At 73.5% G+C, this 16,323-nt stretch carries 16 protein-coding genes; 9 read left to right on the top strand and 7 right to left on the bottom strand.

Annotated features, from left to right (window positions below; translation table 11 throughout):
* The first annotated feature begins 59 nt into the window (after nucleotides 1-59).
* Nucleotides 60-1,397, top strand: coding sequence for a PAS domain-containing protein (locus ACF1ED_RS26320; protein WP_391764445.1), 1,338 nt, complete (start codon nucleotides 60-62; stop codon nucleotides 1,395-1,397).
* Between the two features lie 79 nt (nucleotides 1,398-1,476).
* On the opposite strand, the gene ACF1ED_RS26315 is transcribed toward ACF1ED_RS26320, so the two are convergent.
* Complete coding sequence (locus ACF1ED_RS26315; RefSeq protein ID WP_391764443.1) at nucleotides 1,477-2,232, bottom strand: SIS domain-containing protein; 756 nt, start codon at nucleotides 2,230-2,232, stop codon at nucleotides 1,477-1,479.
* Nucleotides 2,233-2,416: 184 nt separating this feature from the next.
* Here ACF1ED_RS26315 and ACF1ED_RS26310 point away from each other — a divergent pair, with 184 nt between their 5' ends.
* Nucleotides 2,417-3,106 (top strand): metal-dependent transcriptional regulator, encoded by a 690-nt coding sequence (locus ACF1ED_RS26310; protein WP_030749462.1) that lies wholly within the window; start codon nucleotides 2,417-2,419, stop codon nucleotides 3,104-3,106.
* A gap of 167 nt (nucleotides 3,107-3,273) precedes the next feature.
* On the opposite strand, the gene ACF1ED_RS26305 is transcribed toward ACF1ED_RS26310, so the two are convergent.
* Nucleotides 3,274-4,047 carry a hypothetical protein gene (locus ACF1ED_RS26305; RefSeq protein ID WP_391764441.1) on the bottom strand — a complete coding sequence of 258 codons (774 nt, stop codon included), beginning with the start codon at nucleotides 4,045-4,047 and terminating at the stop codon, nucleotides 3,274-3,276.
* 510 nt (nucleotides 4,048-4,557) lie between these two features.
* Here ACF1ED_RS26305 and ACF1ED_RS26300 point away from each other — a divergent pair.
* The 3 genes from ACF1ED_RS26300 (at nucleotide 4,558) to ACF1ED_RS26290 (ending at nucleotide 8,444) form a co-directional block, all read left to right on the top strand.
* Nucleotides 4,558-5,541, top strand: a complete 984-nt coding sequence (locus ACF1ED_RS26300; RefSeq protein ID WP_391764439.1) for an alpha/beta fold hydrolase — start codon at nucleotides 4,558-4,560, stop codon at nucleotides 5,539-5,541.
* Nucleotides 5,542-5,914: 373 nt separating this feature from the next.
* On the top strand, nucleotides 5,915-7,135 hold the full coding sequence (locus tag ACF1ED_RS26295; RefSeq protein WP_391764437.1) for an FG-GAP-like repeat-containing protein: 1,221 nt from the start codon (nucleotides 5,915-5,917) through the stop codon (nucleotides 7,133-7,135).
* Nucleotides 7,136-7,211: 76 nt separating this feature from the next.
* Nucleotides 7,212-8,444, top strand: coding sequence for an FG-GAP-like repeat-containing protein (locus ACF1ED_RS26290; RefSeq protein ID WP_391764435.1), 1,233 nt, complete (start codon nucleotides 7,212-7,214; stop codon nucleotides 8,442-8,444).
* Nucleotides 8,445-8,510: 66 nt separating this feature from the next.
* Here ACF1ED_RS26290 and ACF1ED_RS26285 read toward each other — a convergent pair whose 3' ends face one another.
* Complete coding sequence (locus ACF1ED_RS26285) at nucleotides 8,511-8,687, bottom strand: DUF397 domain-containing protein (protein ID WP_391764433.1); 177 nt, start codon at nucleotides 8,685-8,687, stop codon at nucleotides 8,511-8,513.
* Nucleotides 8,684-9,502 carry a helix-turn-helix domain-containing protein gene (locus ACF1ED_RS26280; RefSeq protein ID WP_391764431.1) on the bottom strand — a complete coding sequence of 273 codons (819 nt, stop codon included), beginning with the start codon at nucleotides 9,500-9,502 and terminating at the stop codon, nucleotides 8,684-8,686. The genes ACF1ED_RS26285 and ACF1ED_RS26280 overlap by 4 nt, the downstream gene beginning before the upstream one ends.
* Before the next feature lie 82 nt (nucleotides 9,503-9,584).
* Between ACF1ED_RS26280 and ACF1ED_RS26275 the strand changes: the two genes are divergently transcribed.
* The 3 genes from ACF1ED_RS26275 (at nucleotide 9,585) to ACF1ED_RS26265 (ending at nucleotide 11,754) form a co-directional block, all read left to right on the top strand.
* Nucleotides 9,585-9,995, top strand: coding sequence for a hypothetical protein (locus ACF1ED_RS26275; protein ID WP_391764429.1), 411 nt, complete (start codon nucleotides 9,585-9,587; stop codon nucleotides 9,993-9,995).
* A gap of 122 nt (nucleotides 9,996-10,117) precedes the next feature.
* Nucleotides 10,118-11,278 (top strand): hypothetical protein, encoded by a 1,161-nt coding sequence (locus ACF1ED_RS26270; RefSeq protein ID WP_391764427.1) that lies wholly within the window; start codon nucleotides 10,118-10,120, stop codon nucleotides 11,276-11,278.
* A 41-nt stretch (nucleotides 11,279-11,319) separates the two neighbouring features.
* Nucleotides 11,320-11,754: a glutaredoxin domain-containing protein gene (locus tag ACF1ED_RS26265; protein ID WP_391764425.1), complete on the top strand. Its 435-nt coding sequence runs from the start codon at nucleotides 11,320-11,322 to the stop codon at nucleotides 11,752-11,754.
* 36 nt (nucleotides 11,755-11,790) lie between these two features.
* Here the strand turns inward: ACF1ED_RS26265 and ACF1ED_RS26260 are convergent, their stop codons facing one another.
* Entirely contained in the window at nucleotides 11,791-13,233 is a 1,443-nt protein-coding gene (locus tag ACF1ED_RS26260) for a hypothetical protein (RefSeq protein ID WP_391764423.1), read from the bottom strand.
* A gap of 133 nt (nucleotides 13,234-13,366) precedes the next feature.
* On the opposite strand from ACF1ED_RS26260, the gene ACF1ED_RS26255 reads away from it, so the two are divergent.
* The gene (locus ACF1ED_RS26255; protein ID WP_391764421.1) at nucleotides 13,367-13,744 is read left to right on the top strand and encodes an ADP-ribosylation/crystallin J1; all 378 of its coding nucleotides are present in this window, start codon (nucleotides 13,367-13,369) and stop codon (nucleotides 13,742-13,744) included.
* Nucleotides 13,745-13,793: 49 nt separating this feature from the next.
* Here the strand turns inward: ACF1ED_RS26255 and ACF1ED_RS26250 are convergent, their stop codons facing one another.
* Together ACF1ED_RS26250 and ACF1ED_RS26245 are read right to left on the bottom strand one after the other, a co-directional pair.
* On the bottom strand, nucleotides 13,794-15,341 hold the full coding sequence (locus tag ACF1ED_RS26250; protein ID WP_391764500.1) for a transporter: 1,548 nt from the start codon (nucleotides 15,339-15,341) through the stop codon (nucleotides 13,794-13,796).
* Nucleotides 15,342-15,415: 74 nt separating this feature from the next.
* Nucleotides 15,416-16,267, bottom strand: coding sequence for an ABC transporter ATP-binding protein (locus ACF1ED_RS26245; RefSeq protein ID WP_391764419.1), 852 nt, complete (start codon nucleotides 16,265-16,267; stop codon nucleotides 15,416-15,418).
* Nucleotides 16,268-16,323: the final 56 nt, after the last annotated feature.

The following is a 16,323-nucleotide window of genomic DNA, read 5'->3' as shown; positions in this document are numbered from 1 at the left end:
TCTGGGTCACGTTCCAGTTGAATGGCCTGCATCAGGGGGGTTACCGGGGGGAGTACCAGGTGAGTGCCTTCACGGGGTCCGCGCGGGACACCGCTTCCGTGCCGGGGGAGGGCGGCGATCTGCTGGCCGCCCTGCTCGACGGCATGGACGCGGCGCTGTGCGCGCTGGACGCGGACGGGACGGTGACGCACTGGAACCGCGAGGCCGAGCGGATCCTTGGCTGGCCGGCGGCGGAGGCCGTCGGCCGGCGCGGGTTCGACGGCTGGGCGGCGCGCAGCGCCGACGCGGAGGAGACGCTCGCCCGCCTCATGGGGGCGATGCGGACGCCGGGCCGGCAGGTCCACGAGCTGGCGCTGCTCCGCAAGGACGGCGGCCGGGTGCTGGTGCGCAGCCAGTCGGCGGGGGTGCGGGGCGCCGACGGGCGGCCGGCGGGCGTGTACTGCGCCTTCAGCGAGGTGCACGTGCAGATAGACCTGGAGCGGTCGATCGCGCTCAGCGAGGCGCTGTTCGACGACGCCCCCTGGGGGGTCGTCCTGATCGACGCCGACCTGCGCCCGGCGGTCGTCAACGGCTACGCGGCCAAGGCGATCGGCACGGGCCGGACGACCCCGCTGGGCCGGCCCCTGGGCGACGTCGTCGCGGGGGGCGTGGAGGAGCTGGAGGGCGCGCTCCAGCACGTGCTGGCGGAGGGCGGCCCGCCCGCTCCGGCGGACCTGTGGGTGACGCTCGCGGCGGCCTCCGGGACGGGGGAGCGGCGGCGGTGCTGGCGCAGCGGTTTCGTGCGGCTGTCCTCGCCGATGACGGAGGAGCCGGTGCCGCTGGGCGTGGCCTGGCTGTTCCAGGACGTGACGGCGGAGCGGCTCGCGGCGCGGGAGGCGGACCGGACCCGTTTCCGCTGGAGCCAGCTGCACCGGGCGGGCGTGGCGGCGGCCGAGTACGCGGACCCGGCGGAGGCGGTGGCCGTGCTCCTGGACTTCGCGCTGGCGGGCTTCGCCGACCACGGGCTCGTGGACCGGGTGGCGGGCGACCGGCGGCTGACCCGCGCGGTGGCGTCCCCGGCGGGCACCCCGGACACGGACGGCCTCGGCGGCGGCTTCGACGGCGGTTTCCCGCAGCGGTACGGCCCCGAGCACCCGGCCCTCCAGGCGTGGGACCGGGCGGGCTCGGTGCGGGTGGACGCGGGCCGCGACGCGGCCTCCTGGGCGGCGGACCGGCACTGGCCCGCGGACACCGCGCACGCCCTGTGCACGGCCCTGCGCTCCCGGGGCCGTACCGTCGGCGTCCTCACCTTCCTCCGCACCGCCGCCCGGGGCGGCTTCGACCGCCAGGACGCGCTCTACGCGGAGACGGTCGCGGCCCGTGTGGCGGCGGCCCTGGACGCCCCGCCACTCGGCTGAGCACCGGCCCCGGGGCCGTACGGCGCCGGCACGCGTACTCGGTACGGGGGCGCGTGCCCGGAGCCGTACGCGCGCGTGCTCAGTGCTTGTAGAAGATCCGGTCCGCGTACTCGCCCATCACGCGGCCGTTCCACTCGTGCCCGCCGTCGACGTTCCCGGAGCGCAGCAGCGGCGGTTCGATGCCGCGCCGGACGAGCTCCTCGGCGGCGGCGGCCATGGTGGCCTGCATCAGGGCGCTGGTGACGACGGTGGAGGCGGGGGCGAAGGGCGCCTCGATGCCCTCGTGGGTCAGTTCCGCGTCGCCGACCGCGATCTTCGAGTCGAGGACGATGTCGCAGTGGTCCTTCAGGTACGTCCCCGAGACGTGCCGCGACTTCGTCTCGGTGCCGTACGCCACCGAGGTGACGCCGATGACGGTGAGGCCCAGCGCGCGGGCGTTCATGGCCATCTCGACCGGCAGGGCGTTGCGGCCGGAGAGGGAGATGATGAAGAGCACGTCGCCGGCGGTGGCGGGGGAGGAGTCGAGGACGGCCCCGGCGAGCCCGTCGACGCGCTCCAGGGCGGAGCCGAGCGTCGCCGGCATGACGTCGACGCCGACGACGCCGGGGACGACCAGCAGGTTCATCAGGGCGAGGCCGCCGGCCCGGTAGACGACGTCCTGGGCGGGCAGCGAGGAGTGCCCGGCGCCGAAGGCGAAGAGGCGGTTGCCGTTCGCGACGGCTTCGGCGACCGCCGTTCCGGCGGCGGCGATCTCGGCGGAGTCCCCGTCGCGCACCTCCTGCAGCAGACCGATCGCGGCGTCGAAGAACTGTCCGGCCAGCTTGCTCTCGCCCATGTGAGGAGGCTCCTTCTCGTCGAGGTCGCCGATCACGGTGCGGTCTGGACCATTGCTCTGTCAATACTGCCTCCGCCGTCCCGGTGTCCTCACTTCTCCCGGTCCGGGGCGGGGGCCGCCCGCTTGTCGGCCCGATGCGCAAGAATTGGCGCAGGGCCAGCGCACGACTCATCGAGGGGCACGAATGTCCGGACTGATCGACACCACGGAGATGTATCTCCGCACCATCCTGGAGCTCGAAGAGGAAGGTGTGGTCCCCATGCGCGCCCGGATCGCGGAGCGGCTCGACCAGAGCGGCCCGACGGTGAGCCAGACGGTCGCCCGCATGGAGCGGGACGGTCTGGTCGCCGTGGCGAGCGACCGCCACCTGGAGCTGACCGAGGAGGGCCGCCGTCTCGCGACGCGCGTGATGCGCAAGCACCGCCTCGCCGAGTGCCTGCTCGTCGACGTGATCGGCCTGGAGTGGGAGCAGGTCCACGCCGAGGCGTGCCGCTGGGAGCACGTGATGAGCGAGGCCGTGGAGCGCCGCGTCCTGGAGCTGCTGCGCCACCCGACGGAGTCGCCGTACGGCAACCCGATCCCGGGTCTGGAGGAGCTGGGCGAGAAGGCCGAGGCCGAGTCCTTCCTCGACGACTCGATGGTGTCGCTGGCGGACCTGGACGCGAGCGAGGGCAAGACGGTGGTCGTCCGCCGCATCGGCGAGCCGATCCAGACGGACGCCCAGCTCATGTACACGCTGCGGCGGGCCGGCGTGCAGCCCGGCTCGGTCGTCTCCGTGTCGGAGTCGGCCGGCGGCGTGCTCGTCGGCAGCAGCGGCGAGGCGGCGGAGCTGGACGCGGAGGTCGCGGCGCACGTCTTCGTCGCGAAGCGCTGACGTCGGGCGGAGCAGGGGCGGGGCCGGGCACGCGAGAGCGGCCCGGCCCCGCCCCGTGCGGGGCGGCTTCCCGTGCGGGGCGGCTTCCCGTGCGGGGCGGCTTCCCGTGCGGGGCGGCTTCCCGTGCGGGGCGGCTTCCCGTGCGGGGCGGCTTCCCCTACGGGCCGCTACACGTAGGGCGCGAGCGCGCCCCACAGGCCGAGTGCGAGGACGGTGGCGGCGGTCAGCAGGCCGAGGGCGTGCTTGACGACGGTCGCGTAGGCCGGCTCGGAGGCGGCGTGGCGCCGTGAGGGGGCCTCGGGGTCGTACACGACGTGGATCTCGTTCGTGGGCCGGCCGGAGCCGTAGGTGGTGTTCAGCTCGTTGCCGCTCGCGTCGGTGAACCTGTAGTAGCTCGCCCTCCTGCCGTTGGGGTGGTACACCCGCGTGGCCACGACGGTGATGCCCCGGCGGGCGAGCAGCACCCGGTCCCGGGCGCTGCTCACGGCGCCGAGCAGGCCGAAGCCGCCGAGGAACAGGCCGAGGACCGCGCCGAAGGCGGCCATGCCCATCTCCGGGCCGTGCGCGGCGCCGGTCCACCAGACGTACGCCACGTAGGCGCCCAGGAAGCCGAGGACGCCCAGCCAGACCGCCCACACGGGGATCGCGCCCCGGCCCTCCTCGGTGGTGAGGAGGGCGCTGCCGGCGGGGTCGCGGCTTTCGGGCAGGGCCTCGGTCACGGCGGCGCGGAACGCGGGCGCCGAGTACGCGTTGCCCTCGGGGAGCGGGCGGGTGACGCCGTCGGTCAGGACGAGGACGAGCGAGGCCGCGCCGCTCTGACGCACCTCTTCGACGGCGGCGAGCGGCACGGTCGTGATGACCCGGTCCTGCTCGATCGTGAGGTGACCCTCCCTCAGGATCGCGATGTGGTCGCCTTTGGCGAGGACTTGAGGACTGCGCATGACAGGGTCGACCGCCGGGACCCGGGAGGGGTTGTGGGAACGGCGGTCACGAATGGGCCACGGCTGGGCGACGGATCCGTCGCGCGCCCCGTTTTACGCCGGAATGGCCCCGCGCGTGCCCTCGGCGTGCCACGCTGGGACGAGCCGGGTGCGTCGTGTGACGCGCGGAAGGGTGGGGGCCGTGGGAGCGACAGGGGCCGTACGCCGACTGCCGCGCGTTCCGGGGGCGGTTCCTGACGGAGCGTCCGGGACGACAGAGGGCCCCGGCGCCTCGCGGCGCCGGGGCCTGTCCTCCCCTGTTCCGACCTGGAGCCCCGAGCTCCCTAGGTCGGTCCCGCCGGACCGTTTTCCCCGAGCGGTCCGCCTCCCGTTGAAGATCTCCCCTCGGCGGCGCGCGCCAATCCTTGAGGCCCGTCACTCGAACGAGGGGTGTTGGGTGGCAGAAGCGCATTTTCGAATGTGGGTTCGATAGTCTGGTGTGGTTCGACGGGAAAGAGGGGGTGCCAGACCATGGCGCGACGACTCGACGTCACCGGAGCCGACGGCATCCGGCTGGCGGCCTGGGACTTCACGGTGCGGGGCGCGGCCCCCGACGGGCCCGCGCCCGGGGCCCGCACGTCCCCGCGCCCGCCCGCCGTGAGCATCGCCCGCCAGCCCGCCGCGCCGGAGGACCGGGCCAGGCCCGCCGCCGCCCCCGCCCCGCCGTCGCCCGCCCCCGCGCGCTCGGACGCCCCGGTCTTACTGCTCCACGGCCTGATGGGCCACGCGGCCCACTGGGCCCCCGCCGCGCGCCTCCTCGCCACAGGCCGCCGCACGCTCGCGCTCGACCAGCGCGGCCACGGCGCGAGCGAGAAGCCGCCCGCCGGACCCTTCACCCGCGAGGCGTACGTGGCGGACGCGGCGGCCGTCATCGAGCGGCTCGGGCTCGCCCCCGTCACCCTCGTCGGCCACTCCATGGGCGCGCTGACCGCCTGGCAGCTGGCCGCCGAGCGCCCGGACCTGGTCCGCGCCCTCGTCATCTGCGACATGCGGGCCTCCGCGCTCGGCGCCGCCTCCCAGCGCGCCTGGCAGGACTGGTTCCGCAGCTGGCCGGCGCCCTTCCCGACGCTGGAGGCCGTGCACCGCTGGTTCGGCGCGGACGACGCGTGGGTGGAGACGCCCAACCCGGCGCGGGCCGCCTTCTTCGCCGAGGTGATGACCGAGCGCCCCGACGGCTGGCACCCGGTCTTCGACCCGGCCCAGATGCTCACCTCCCGCGAGACCTGGGTCCACGACGCCCACTGGGACTCCCTCGCCCAGGTCCGCTGCCCCACCCTCGTCGTCCGCGGCCTCGACGGCGAACTGGGCCGGGCCGAGGCCCAGGAGATGGTCCGCGTCCTCCCCCACGGGGTCTACGCGGAGATCCCCGACGCCGGGCACCTCCTCCACTACACCCACCCGGAAGCCTGGGCCGAGGCCGTGGACCCCTTCCTGACGGGCGTCCTGACCACCTGACACACCGGCCGCCGACGGCCACCCGGTCATCGACGGCCACCCGGCCATCGACCGGGACGAGACGGAGAGGCACTACGGCCTCCCCGGCAAGCGCGCCCCCTGAGCCCCGCCGGGCCCCCGACAGGCCCCCGACAGGCCCCCGTCGGGCCCCGTCTGGCCCGGCCGGTCCCCGCCGGCCCTCCGGCCAAGGCCCGCCCCTGCCGCGGGCTCCTGCCGGGTCCCGACAGCTCCCGCCGAGCCCCGCAGGGACCCCGCCCCGGCAACCTCCTCGCGCGCCCGCCGCCGGACGCGGTAGCGTCCCTCCCACGGCGCGTCGAGCGGTACGTCTCCGCGCCGCCCATCACGAGGGAACACAAGGGACACAAGGGAACGCATGCGCATATCTCTGCGCCGGCGCCTGGCCACCGCGGCCACGGCGCTCGGTCTCACCACGCTCGGCGTCCTCGGCGCGGGCGCGGCCCCCGCCCAGGCGGCACCCGCGGACTGCCCCGCGGGCTACTTCTGCGCCTGGAAGACGGACGACGCCACCGGCACCATGTACAAGACGAACGTGGACGCCCCCACGCTCGGCACCTGGGACAACCAGTTCCGCTCGGTCTCCAACCGCACCGGCAAGTTCGCCTGCCTCCACGACGAGCCGAACCACGGCTACGTCGGCGACGTCTGGTCCATCGCCCCCAACCCCTCGGGCACCGAGTGGGGCGGCCCCGGCAGCACCAGCGTCAGCTCCGTCCGCCTGGTCACCACCGAGCGCGAGTGCGGCGGCTACGAGCCGTACCCCTACTGGTACGCCAACCCGCAGGCCACCGCGCCCGCGTTCGGCGACCTGAACGGCGACAAGGCGGCCGACGTCCTGGTCCGCGACAAGGTCGGCCGCCTGTGGTTCCTCCCCGGCGACGGCAGCGGCACGCTCGTCGGCTCGGGCGGCTGGAACGCGATGAACGCCCTGACCCGTCACGGTGACTTCTCCGGTGACGGCAAGGAGGACGTGATCGCCCGCGAGGCGTCCACCGGCAAGCTGTGGCTGTACAAGGGCGCCGGCACCGGTTACGTCGGTTCGCGCGTGCTGATCGGTTCGGGTGGCTGGAACTCCATGAACCACCTCACCGCCTTCGGCGACCTGTCCGGCGACGGCCGCTCGGACCTCCTGGCGGTGGAGAAGTCCACCGGCAAGCTGTGGCTGTACCCCGGTACGGGCAGCGGCCTCGGCGCCCGCAAGCTCATCGGCTCCAGCGGCTGGAACTCGATGAACGCCCTCATCGGCTTCGGCGACATGACCAAGGACGGCAAGGCCGACCTCCTCACCCGCGAGCCCTCCACCGGCAAGCTGTGGCTGTACCCGGGCAAGACCGGCGGCCTCGCCACCCGCGTCCTCATCGGCGGCGGCTGGAACGTCATGGCCGGCTTCCTCGCGGTCGGTGACCACAGCGGCGACGGCTACACCGACATGGCCGCCATCACGAACAGCTCCTACTCGTCGAACCTGGGCCAGGGCCCGGGCAACCTGGTCCTCTACGACGGCCGCTCCACCAACGGCTTCCAGACGGGCGCCCTGGAGAGCGAGTCCTGGCACGGCCTGAACGGCCAGTTCTGACACGCCGCGTGAACGGAGTACCCGTGGGCGAGGGGCGGCAGCCGTCCCTCGCCCACGGGTGTGGGGAGGGGAAGAAATGCGCAAGACGATGAGACGTGCCCTGGCGTCCCTGCTGGGCCTGGCCACCCTGGGAGCCCTCGGCGTGGCGACGGCCGCACCCGCCCAAGCGGAGCCGAGCGACTGCCCGAAGGGCTACTTCTGTGCCTGGACGACGGCGCACGCCACGGGCACGATGCTGAAGACCACCAAGAGCATGCCGACGCTCGGCACGTGGGACAACAAGATCCAGTCGGTTTCCAACCGCACGAACCTGTACGCGTGCGGGTACGACGAGCCCGCCTACACGACGTCGTACTGGAGCGTCGGCACCGTGGCGCCCGACCCGGGCGGCACGGAGTGGGGCGGCTTCGGCTTGGGCTCGGTGAGCTCGATCAAGCTCGTCCCCACGTACCGCGAGTGCGACGGCCCCGCGTACCCGAGCTGGTACGCCTTCTCCGAGGCGTCGTCCCGGTCCGCCTTCGCCAACCTGGACGGCGACCTCCGGGCGGACCTCCTGGTCCGCGACATGGCCGGCCGCATGTGGTTCCTCCCCGGCGACGGCAGCGGCAAGCTGGTGGGCCCGGGCTGGAACGCGATGAACGCGCTGACCCGTCACGGTGACTTCTCCGGCGACGGCAAGGAGGACGTGATCGCCCGCGAGGCGTCCACCGGCAAGCTGTGGCTGTACAAGGGTTCCGGTACCGGTTACGTCGGTTCGCGCGTGCTGATCGGTTCGGGTGGCTGGAACTCCATGAACCACCTCACGGCCTTCGGCGACCTGTCCGGCGACGGCCGTACGGACCTCCTGGCGGTGGAGAAGTCCACGGGCAAGCTGTGGCTGTACCCCGGTACGGGCAGCGGCCTCGGCGCCCGCAAGCTCATCGGCTCCGGCGGCTGGAACGGCATGAACGCGCTGGTCGCCCCCGGTGACCTGAACGGCGACGGCAAGGCCGACCTCCTCGCCCGCGAGGCGTCGACCGGCAAGCTCTGGCGCTACCCGACCAAGCCCGGCGCCCTCGGCTCCCGGGTCCTCGTCGGCAGCGGCTGGAACGTGATGAAGGCGTTCGTCGGCATCGGCAACGTCGAGTACAGCGACCCCAACGACCTGCTGGCCATCACCGGCAGCGGCGCCTCGACGTCCCTCACGGACAGCAACTGCGAGGGAGCCGGCTGCATGATGGTCTACACGGGCAGGGGCACCGGCGGCCTGAACGCGGGCTTCCACCACGACAGCGACTACAACTGGGACGACATGAACGCCGTCTTCTAACGGCTCGCCCCACACCGCAGGGCCTCCGCCCCCACCGGGACGGAGGCCCTTTCGCATGCGCCGCGCCTACTTCACCCGGGCGATGAACTCGCCCCAGGCGGCGGGGGAGACGGAGAGGGAGGGGAGGGCGGTGTCCTTGGAGTCCCGCACGTGCACAAAGTGCACACAGGAGGCGACCTCGACGCAGTCACCGCCCTGTTCGCTGCTGTAGCTGCTCTTGAACCACTTGAGGTCGGTGCTCACAGTTCCCGTGCCATCTTCTCGATGAGTCGTGCGGTGTCCTCCGGGCTGAGCGCCTGGGCCCTCAGCTCGCTATAGCGAGCGGCAACGATTGCCACGTCCGGCTGTTCGGTCAGAAAGTACCGTCCGACCTGGCCTTCCACATAGATCAACCGACCACGGTTCTCGTTGGTCTCCAGCAGAGTGAAAGAGCCGCTCAGGCCGGCGTGGGTCCATCGGCCCTCAGGCATGACCTGGATGGTCACGTTACGGAGATTCGCCTGCTCACACACGTGCAGCAGATTCTTCCGAAGCACCTCAGGGCCCCCGAGGGGCTTGGCGAGAGCAGACTGCTCCAGTACGAAGGTCACCAAGGGAGCGGGCTTCCGGAAGAACAACTCCTGTCGCTTGATCCGGGCTGCGACGTGCACCTCTATGTCGTCGTCCTCCATGGGCGGGACTGCGCTGTGGAAGACGGCCCGCGCGTATTCATGGGTCTGGAGCAGCCCAGGGATCAAGTGGCAGTCGTACTTGTGAATGCCGACCGCCTTCTTCTCCTCCTCCAGGTAGTCCTCGAACCAGGCCGCGACGCCACTCGTGACGATTTCCTCCGCCAGCTTCAGCAGTGCACCTTGTGCACCCAGCAGCGGATCCACGATCGACACGAAGTCGCCCTTCGGATGGCGCAGCCCCCGCTCGATCATGGCCACCTGGGACTTGGAATACCCGGTTTCCTTGCCCACGGATTCCTGCGAGTACTTGGCCCGCTCGCGGTAGAACCGCAGCATCATCCCGAAGGTCTTCGCGGCTCCGGCGCCCTGCTTGTCGTCCTTGTTCACACCCCACCTCCCCGAGTGCACAGTCCTGCACAACACCACTGTGTCCGTGGCGACAGCAGACCACGCCCGCAAAGCTGGTCGCATGAATCTGAGCAAGTCGCTTGACATGACCCCCTCTTGGGTTCCGGGTGCCGGTCACGCCCTTCGTCTCGCGGGGGTGCACTTCGACGCGGTACGGATCGGCGGGTACCTCGGGGAGGAGGTCGCGTACGACCTCATGGCGTTCACGGGGTTCCAGGCGGGCCCGATCGTCCGGGAGGCGACGCGGGAGCGGAACGTCTACTTCTTGCTGGCGCCGGGGACGGCGTCCCGGTTCGCGTGGCCGGCGCCGACGCGGGCGCTGCACGGCGGCGGGCGGAGCGAGTCGTACGTCGGGATCCCCGCGTTCGGGGGGACGACGTGGCCGCTGGGCTGGAGGTCGCTCCCGACGGTCGAAGATCCGTTCGTGGAGGGAGAGTTGCTGCACCGGGCGGTGGAGTCTGCGCTACGGTGACGGGATCGTCACGCTCCGTAAAAGGAGCGGCCCCCGGCCGGTGCTCGAACACCCCCGGGGGCCTTCACTCCTAGTGGATACGAAGAGGTCCACCAGAAATGCTTCGGCATGCTATCGCGCCCTTGTCGGCGTACACGAAGGTCTCGCACAGTGTCGTCCGGAATCCGCGCCTGACCAGCGACGCGAAAATCCTCATCGTCTACCTCCAGGGTCTCCCGGAGAACGCGGCCACGGCGAAGCCGCTCGGCGAGCACGCCGTCGACCTGGGCATGAAGCCCCGGGCGTACCAGCGGGCGAAGAAATTGCTCATGGCGTGCGGGTATCTGCACGAATGGCGGTGGCAGGGCGGCCGGGGCCGCTGGATCACCGAGCAGCTCATCGCGAACGTCACCCTCACGGGTGACGAGGCGGGGGAGGTGCGGGAGGGCGGCCGGCCACCGACTGTGCCCTTTCCGACGGTCGGTGGACCGGGAACCCCGAGGATCGGCGGCTCCTCCAAAGATGAAGACCGGGAGAAGAACACCCCCCACCCACCCACCCAAGAGCCCCCGCGAAGCGAGCACCCGGCCGCGACCGAAGTCCCGGACGTGAGTGGGACATTGGCTCCGGCTCCGGCTCCGGCCCAGGCTCCGGCTCTGGCCCAGGACCAGGACCCGGCTCTGGCCCAGGCTCCGGCCCCGGCTCCGGGCCCCTCCCCCGCCCCCTCCCCCTCCACCCTCTCCCCCTCCACCCCCTCTCCGGCCCCCGCCCCGGGCTCCCAAGTAGCCCAGGCGGAACGGCTCCTGCTCTCGCTCCGTCACGAGCACCGGGACCTGCTGCTCGGTGTCCGGGAGGCGCGGAAGCTCGCCGTCCTGGCCGCGGAATGGCTCTGCCGTGGCGTCTCGCTCGGGGACCTCCGGCACGCCCTGACCTCTCATCTGCCCCGGCCCGGTGTCCGCTCGGCGGCCGGCTTCCTGCGGCACCGGCTGGTGGAGAAGCTTCCGCCGGAGCAGGGGGAGGCGTGGGCGTGGGAGGCCCCGGCGCCCGGGCCGCTCCTGGAGTGCGAGGGGCCGGGCGAGGCCCATGTCTTCCGGCCGGTCGCGGACGAGACCCGCTGCGGCCCCTGCCGCCGCGAGGCCGCCCGCGGGGCCGCCCGGGGAGACGGCCCGCGTGCCCGGGGTCCGGAGGACCGGCCCGCCCCCGCGGACTGGCGGGAGCGCGTGGCCGAGGCGTTCGCCGAACGTCCCGGGCTCGCGTGGGACGCGCTCGACCGCGCGGCGGAGCCCGGCCCGTCCGGTGGCTGAGGCGCCGGGCCCGGCACGGGGCGGCCCGCTAGCCTGGCAGGGTGATACGTGCCTGGCTGACGCCGATCCTGCTGGCCCTCGCGGGACTGCTCGTCGCGGGGAGTCGCGTGGCGGGCGGGAACCCGGTCACCGGCCTCGCCCTCCTGGCGCTCTTCCTCGTCCTGGCGGGGGCCAACTCCCCGCTGATCTTCCCGCGCTCGCTCACCTCGGCCGAGGCCCTGCGCCGCAGCGGGGCCGACGGGAGGCCGGTCGTCTACTGGCGGCCGGGCTGTACGTACTGCATGCGGCTCCGCGCCCGCCTCGGCGGCCGGGCCCGGGAGGCGTACTGGGTGAACATCTGGCGCGACCCGGAGGGCGCGGCGGCCGTCCGCGCCGTGAACGACGGCAACGAGACCGTGCCCACCGTCCTCCTGGCCGGCCGCCACCACACCAACCCGGACCCGGCCTGGCTCAGGTCCCGCCTCGGAGGCCCCTGACCCCGGCCGGGCGCCCCGGGCCCGCGCCGACGCCCGTCATCCCTCCCGGAGCGGCTCCCCGGGCTGCTGTCCCGGCTTCTCCCCGAGCGTCGCGCTCAGCTCCGCCGAGGCCGCCGCCACGTCCTCCACGAAGGAGTCCCGGCCCCCGGCGACCGCCGCCCGCGAGGCCACCTCCAGGGCGTCGCGCCACGGCCCGGCGAGCCCCGGCAGCAGGCCCGCCGCCGCGTCGCCCGCGCGGCGGACGATCGAGTCGCATATGAGGTGGGTCTCCAGCGCGACCCGCCACGCCTGCGCGACCCGCCCCTCCCGCAGCAGGAGCCCCGCCACGGCCGCCAGCAGCGCCGCCTTCGGGGCGAACGCGGAGCCCATCCGGACCCGCACCGACGACGAGTACGACTCGTGCGCCGTCAGCTCCACCCGCAGCCGCACCATCTCGCCCAGCGGCAGCGGCACGTCCCGCCCGTCCCGCAGCAGCTCCTCGCCCGCCGCGAGCGCCTCCGCCAGGGACGGCGGCAGCGGCTGCGCGGCCAGCTCCTCCTCCCGGGCCACCGATCCCGGTGCCAGCGCCTCGGCCCGGGCCAGCACCGGCCCGGCCTGCCGCTCCCGGCCGGCCAGCCGCAGGTGCAGCCCCTCGCGCGCCAGCGCCTGCCCGAGGCCGCCGAGCCCCGCCTCGGCCGCCTCCCGCACCACCAGGTCCACCGCGAGCGCCGTGTCCCAATTGCCGCGCGCGGCCTCCAGCAGGGACGCGGTCTCCCCGGCCGCGTCCGCCATGTACCCGGTCTCCTCCAGGTCGAGCCCGCCCCGCTGCCGCGTCAGGTCCTGGTAGCGGGCCAGCGACTGCCGGGCGCAGGCCAGCGCCTGGTCCGTGTCGCCGACCTTCAGCTGCACCGCCGCCGCCAGCGCCAGGACCCGCGCGAAGTCGGGGAGCAACGGATGCGGCGAGTCGTGGGCCCCGGCCGCCACATAGGCGCCGATCGCCCGGTCCACGTCCGCGAGCGCGGCCATCGGGTGCCCGGCCTCGGCGTGCGCCCGGGCCCGCCGTATCGTCGCGTCCGCCGCCAGCAGAGGCGCGTTCGGCAGGCCGCTCCCGTCGTAGGCGTCCACGCACGCGCCCAGGTCCGCGACCGCCGCTCCGGGCAGGCCGAGCGCGAGCTGGGTGGTGGCCCGGGAGTAGAGCAGCGCGCCCCGCATGTGCCACAGCTCGGGATCGTCCGGCCTCGCGCGGCACAGCTCGTCGAGGTACCGGGCCGCCCGGTCGAAGGAGTCGAGGGCCGCCCGGGCCCGGCTCGGCAGCACCTGATGCCGGACCCCCTGCTCGTACGCCTCCCGCGTCAGCCGTGTCAGCCGCTCCAGCTCGGCCGTCGTCAGCCGCACGACCGCCTCCGCCGCCTCCACGGCCCGCCCCGCCGACAGGCCGTCCACGGGAAGGCGGTCCCCGCCCTCCGCGCCCTTCTTCCTCCGCCGCCCGAACACCGCCATGCGAACCCCCCGGTCGTCGCCCGTTCCCCTCACCAGCATCATGGCCCCCGGGCCCCGCCCCCGACACCCCTGTGGACAACCGCCTGTGGAAAACTCCTGGCCGCCGTCCGTCCCGCCCGGATACGTTCCCGCCATGAACAGCCCCAGCCCCGGCACGAGCCCGGTGACCCGGCCGACGACGACCCTCTGGCGCCCCACCGGCCCCGAGGAGCTCGCCCTCGTCCGCGCGCTCGACTGGCGCGCCTGGCCGCCCCGGCTGCCCGAGCAGCCGATCTTCTACCCGGTGCTCAACGAGGACTACGCGATCCGCATCGCCCGCGACTGGAACGTGAAGCACAGCGGCTCCGGCCACGTCACCCGCTTCGAGGTCGACTCCGCCTTCCTCGCCCGCTACCCCGTCCAGCAGGCAGGCGGCCGCACGATTCTGGAGCTGTGGGTCCCCGCCGAGGAGCTGGACGAGTTCAACGCGCACATCGTCGGCCCGATCACCGTCACCCACACGTTCCGCTGAGAAAGGGGCCGTCCACGCGCGCGCGTGGACGGCCCCTTTCTCCCGTGCCTCAGCCCTTGCTGACCGCCGCCAGGATCTCCGGCAGCCGCTTCGCCATCCGGCCCGACATCAGCCGCAGCGCGCCCCAGGTCAGCAGGGCGCCGTAGGCCACCCCCAGGGGCAGCAGCAGCCACAGCAGGCCGTGGTGGTCGCTCACCCGCAGCCAGACCAGCAGGGCGATCAGCGGGGCGCACAGCAGCGGGCCCGCGAACATGCCGCCGAAGATCGCGGCGACCGCCATGCCGCCCTGGCCCGGTGCCACGTTGCGGTGCGAGTCCTGGGGGATCGCGTACGGGTACGTCACCGAGGCGAACACGCCCAGCGCCAGCATCGCGCCCAGCAGCGCGAACGCCAGGCCGAACACCTCCGGGAGCTGCGACCAGCCGCCGGCGACCAGCCCCGTCGCCACGGCGACGACCACCGTGAACGGCACCGTGATCGCGATCATCACGTACGCCCGGTCCCGCAGCTCCGCGTACGCCTCCGCCCGCGAGGAGATCGTCTGCGTCACCATCCAGAACGCCGAGGAGTCCTGCCCGAACTGGTTGAACATCTGCATGCCCAGCATGCCGGAGGCGAAGCAGGCCCAGTAGACCGAACCGGCCTCCTGGAAGGCGTTGAAGACCGGCACCAGCGCGCCGATCGCCAGCGCCGTCACCCACGACGCCTTCGTCTTCGGGTCGCGCCAGATGTAGCGGAAGCAACGTTCCATCACCGCGCCGGTACGGCCTCCGGGCAGCAGCCGCGCCAGCAGCCCGCGCCCCGCCGCCGGGTCCTTGACCGTGTCGGGAGCCGCGCCGATCGTCGAACCGTCCGGCTCGGTCATCAGCCGCACCAGGCTCCGGCGCCACCACCACAGCAGCACCACGACCGCCGCCACCGAGACCGCGAGCCGCGCCACGGCGAGCAGGAGGTCCCCGTCCGCCGCCGACCGCACCGCCGCCACCGCCGAGGCCGCCGGCAGCCAGCCCACCACCGAGGCGACCGTGTCGAGCACCGACAGGTCCTCCGCGCGGCCCAGCGCCTGGACGCCGAAGTTGACCGCCTGGAAGCCCAGCGCGATCACCAGACCGCTCAGCAGCGCCAGGTCGCGCCCCTTGCGGGAGGACAGCAGCCGCACGTTCGCCGTCGCGATGGCCCGCGACAGCGCCACGCACACCAGCAGCACCAGCGGCACCGCGAGCACCGCGAACACCGCCGCCGCGACGCCGTGCGCCACGGAGACGGCCGCCCCGAACGCCAGACAGAGCGTGAAGAGCGGGCCGGTGCCCACCAGGGAGGACACGAGCAGCGCCCGCACCAGCGGCTTCGGCCGCAGCGGCAGCATCACCAGCCGCGAGGGGTCCAGCGTCTCGTCCCCGCTCGGCAGGAACAGCGGCATCACCGCCCAGCCCAGGGCGAAGACCGCGACCGCGAGCACCGAGACCGCCCCGGCCGCCTCGTGCCCCCGCAGCAGCAGGAAACCCAGCACCATGAACGCGGCGATCAGCAGCACGATCACCAGGGAGGCGACGAAGGCGGCCCTGCGCCCGCCCGACTGCCGCAGCCCGTTGCGCATCAGCGACAGCTTCAGGCGGACGAAGACCGGGGTGAGCGCCACCGGAGCCGCGGCGGCATCCGTCGTCACCGCCGTCACCGGGTCTCGCCCTTGCCGCCCAGCCAGTCCAGCGAGTCCCCCGCCGCCGCCCGGTCATGGGCGCCCACCAGCTCCAGGAACGCCTCCTGGAGGGTCGCCGCCGAGCCCTTCACCTCCGCCAGCGGACCCTGCGCGCGGATCCGGCCCCCGGCCATCACCGCGACCCAGTCGCACAGCGACTCCACCAGCTCCATCACGTGGCTGGAGAAGACCACCGTCGCGCCGGAGGACGTGTACCGCTCCAGGACGCCCCGGATGGTCTGCGCCGACACCGGGTCGACGCCCTCGAAGGGCTCGTCCAGGAAGAGCACGTCCGGGTTGTGCAGCAGCGCCGCCGCCAGTCCGATCTTCTTCCGCATGCCGGTCGAGTAGTCGACCACCAGCTTGTGCTGCGAACCGGCCAGGTCCAGCACGTCCAGCAGCTGGGTGGCCCGCTTGTCGACCTCGGCGCCGGGCAGCCCCCGCAGCCGCCCGCTGTACGCCAGGAGTTCACGGCCCGAGAGCCGCTCGAAGAGCCGCAGCCCCTCCGGCAGGATGCCGATCCGGGCCTTCACCCGCGCCACCGACTCGGGGTCGTCCCACACGTCGTGGCCGGCCACCCGGATCCGGCCCGAGTCCGGCCGCAGCAGGCCGGTGATCATGGAGAGGGTGGTGGTCTTCCCGGCGCCGTTCGGCCCGACGAGACCGATGAACTTCCCCGCCGGCAGCACCAGATCGACCCCGTGCACCGCGATCTGCTGCCCGAATCTCTTCCACACCCCCTCCACCTGCACCGCGGGCGCCGCACCGGATGGTTCCGGTGCGGCGCCCGCGGTTTCGAACGCTCCGTCAAATGCCTGGTCAGGCATGGTAAGTCAACCCTTCGGTCGTCCCCGCGCGGCGCTGTTCGCGCCTTTCCGGCCAC

The sequence above is a fragment of the Streptomyces sp. NPDC014656 genome, assembly GCF_043084305.1.
Lineage (GTDB): Bacteria > Actinomycetota > Actinomycetes > Streptomycetales > Streptomycetaceae > Streptomyces.
This window is presented reverse-complemented; position numbering and strand designations above follow the sequence as displayed.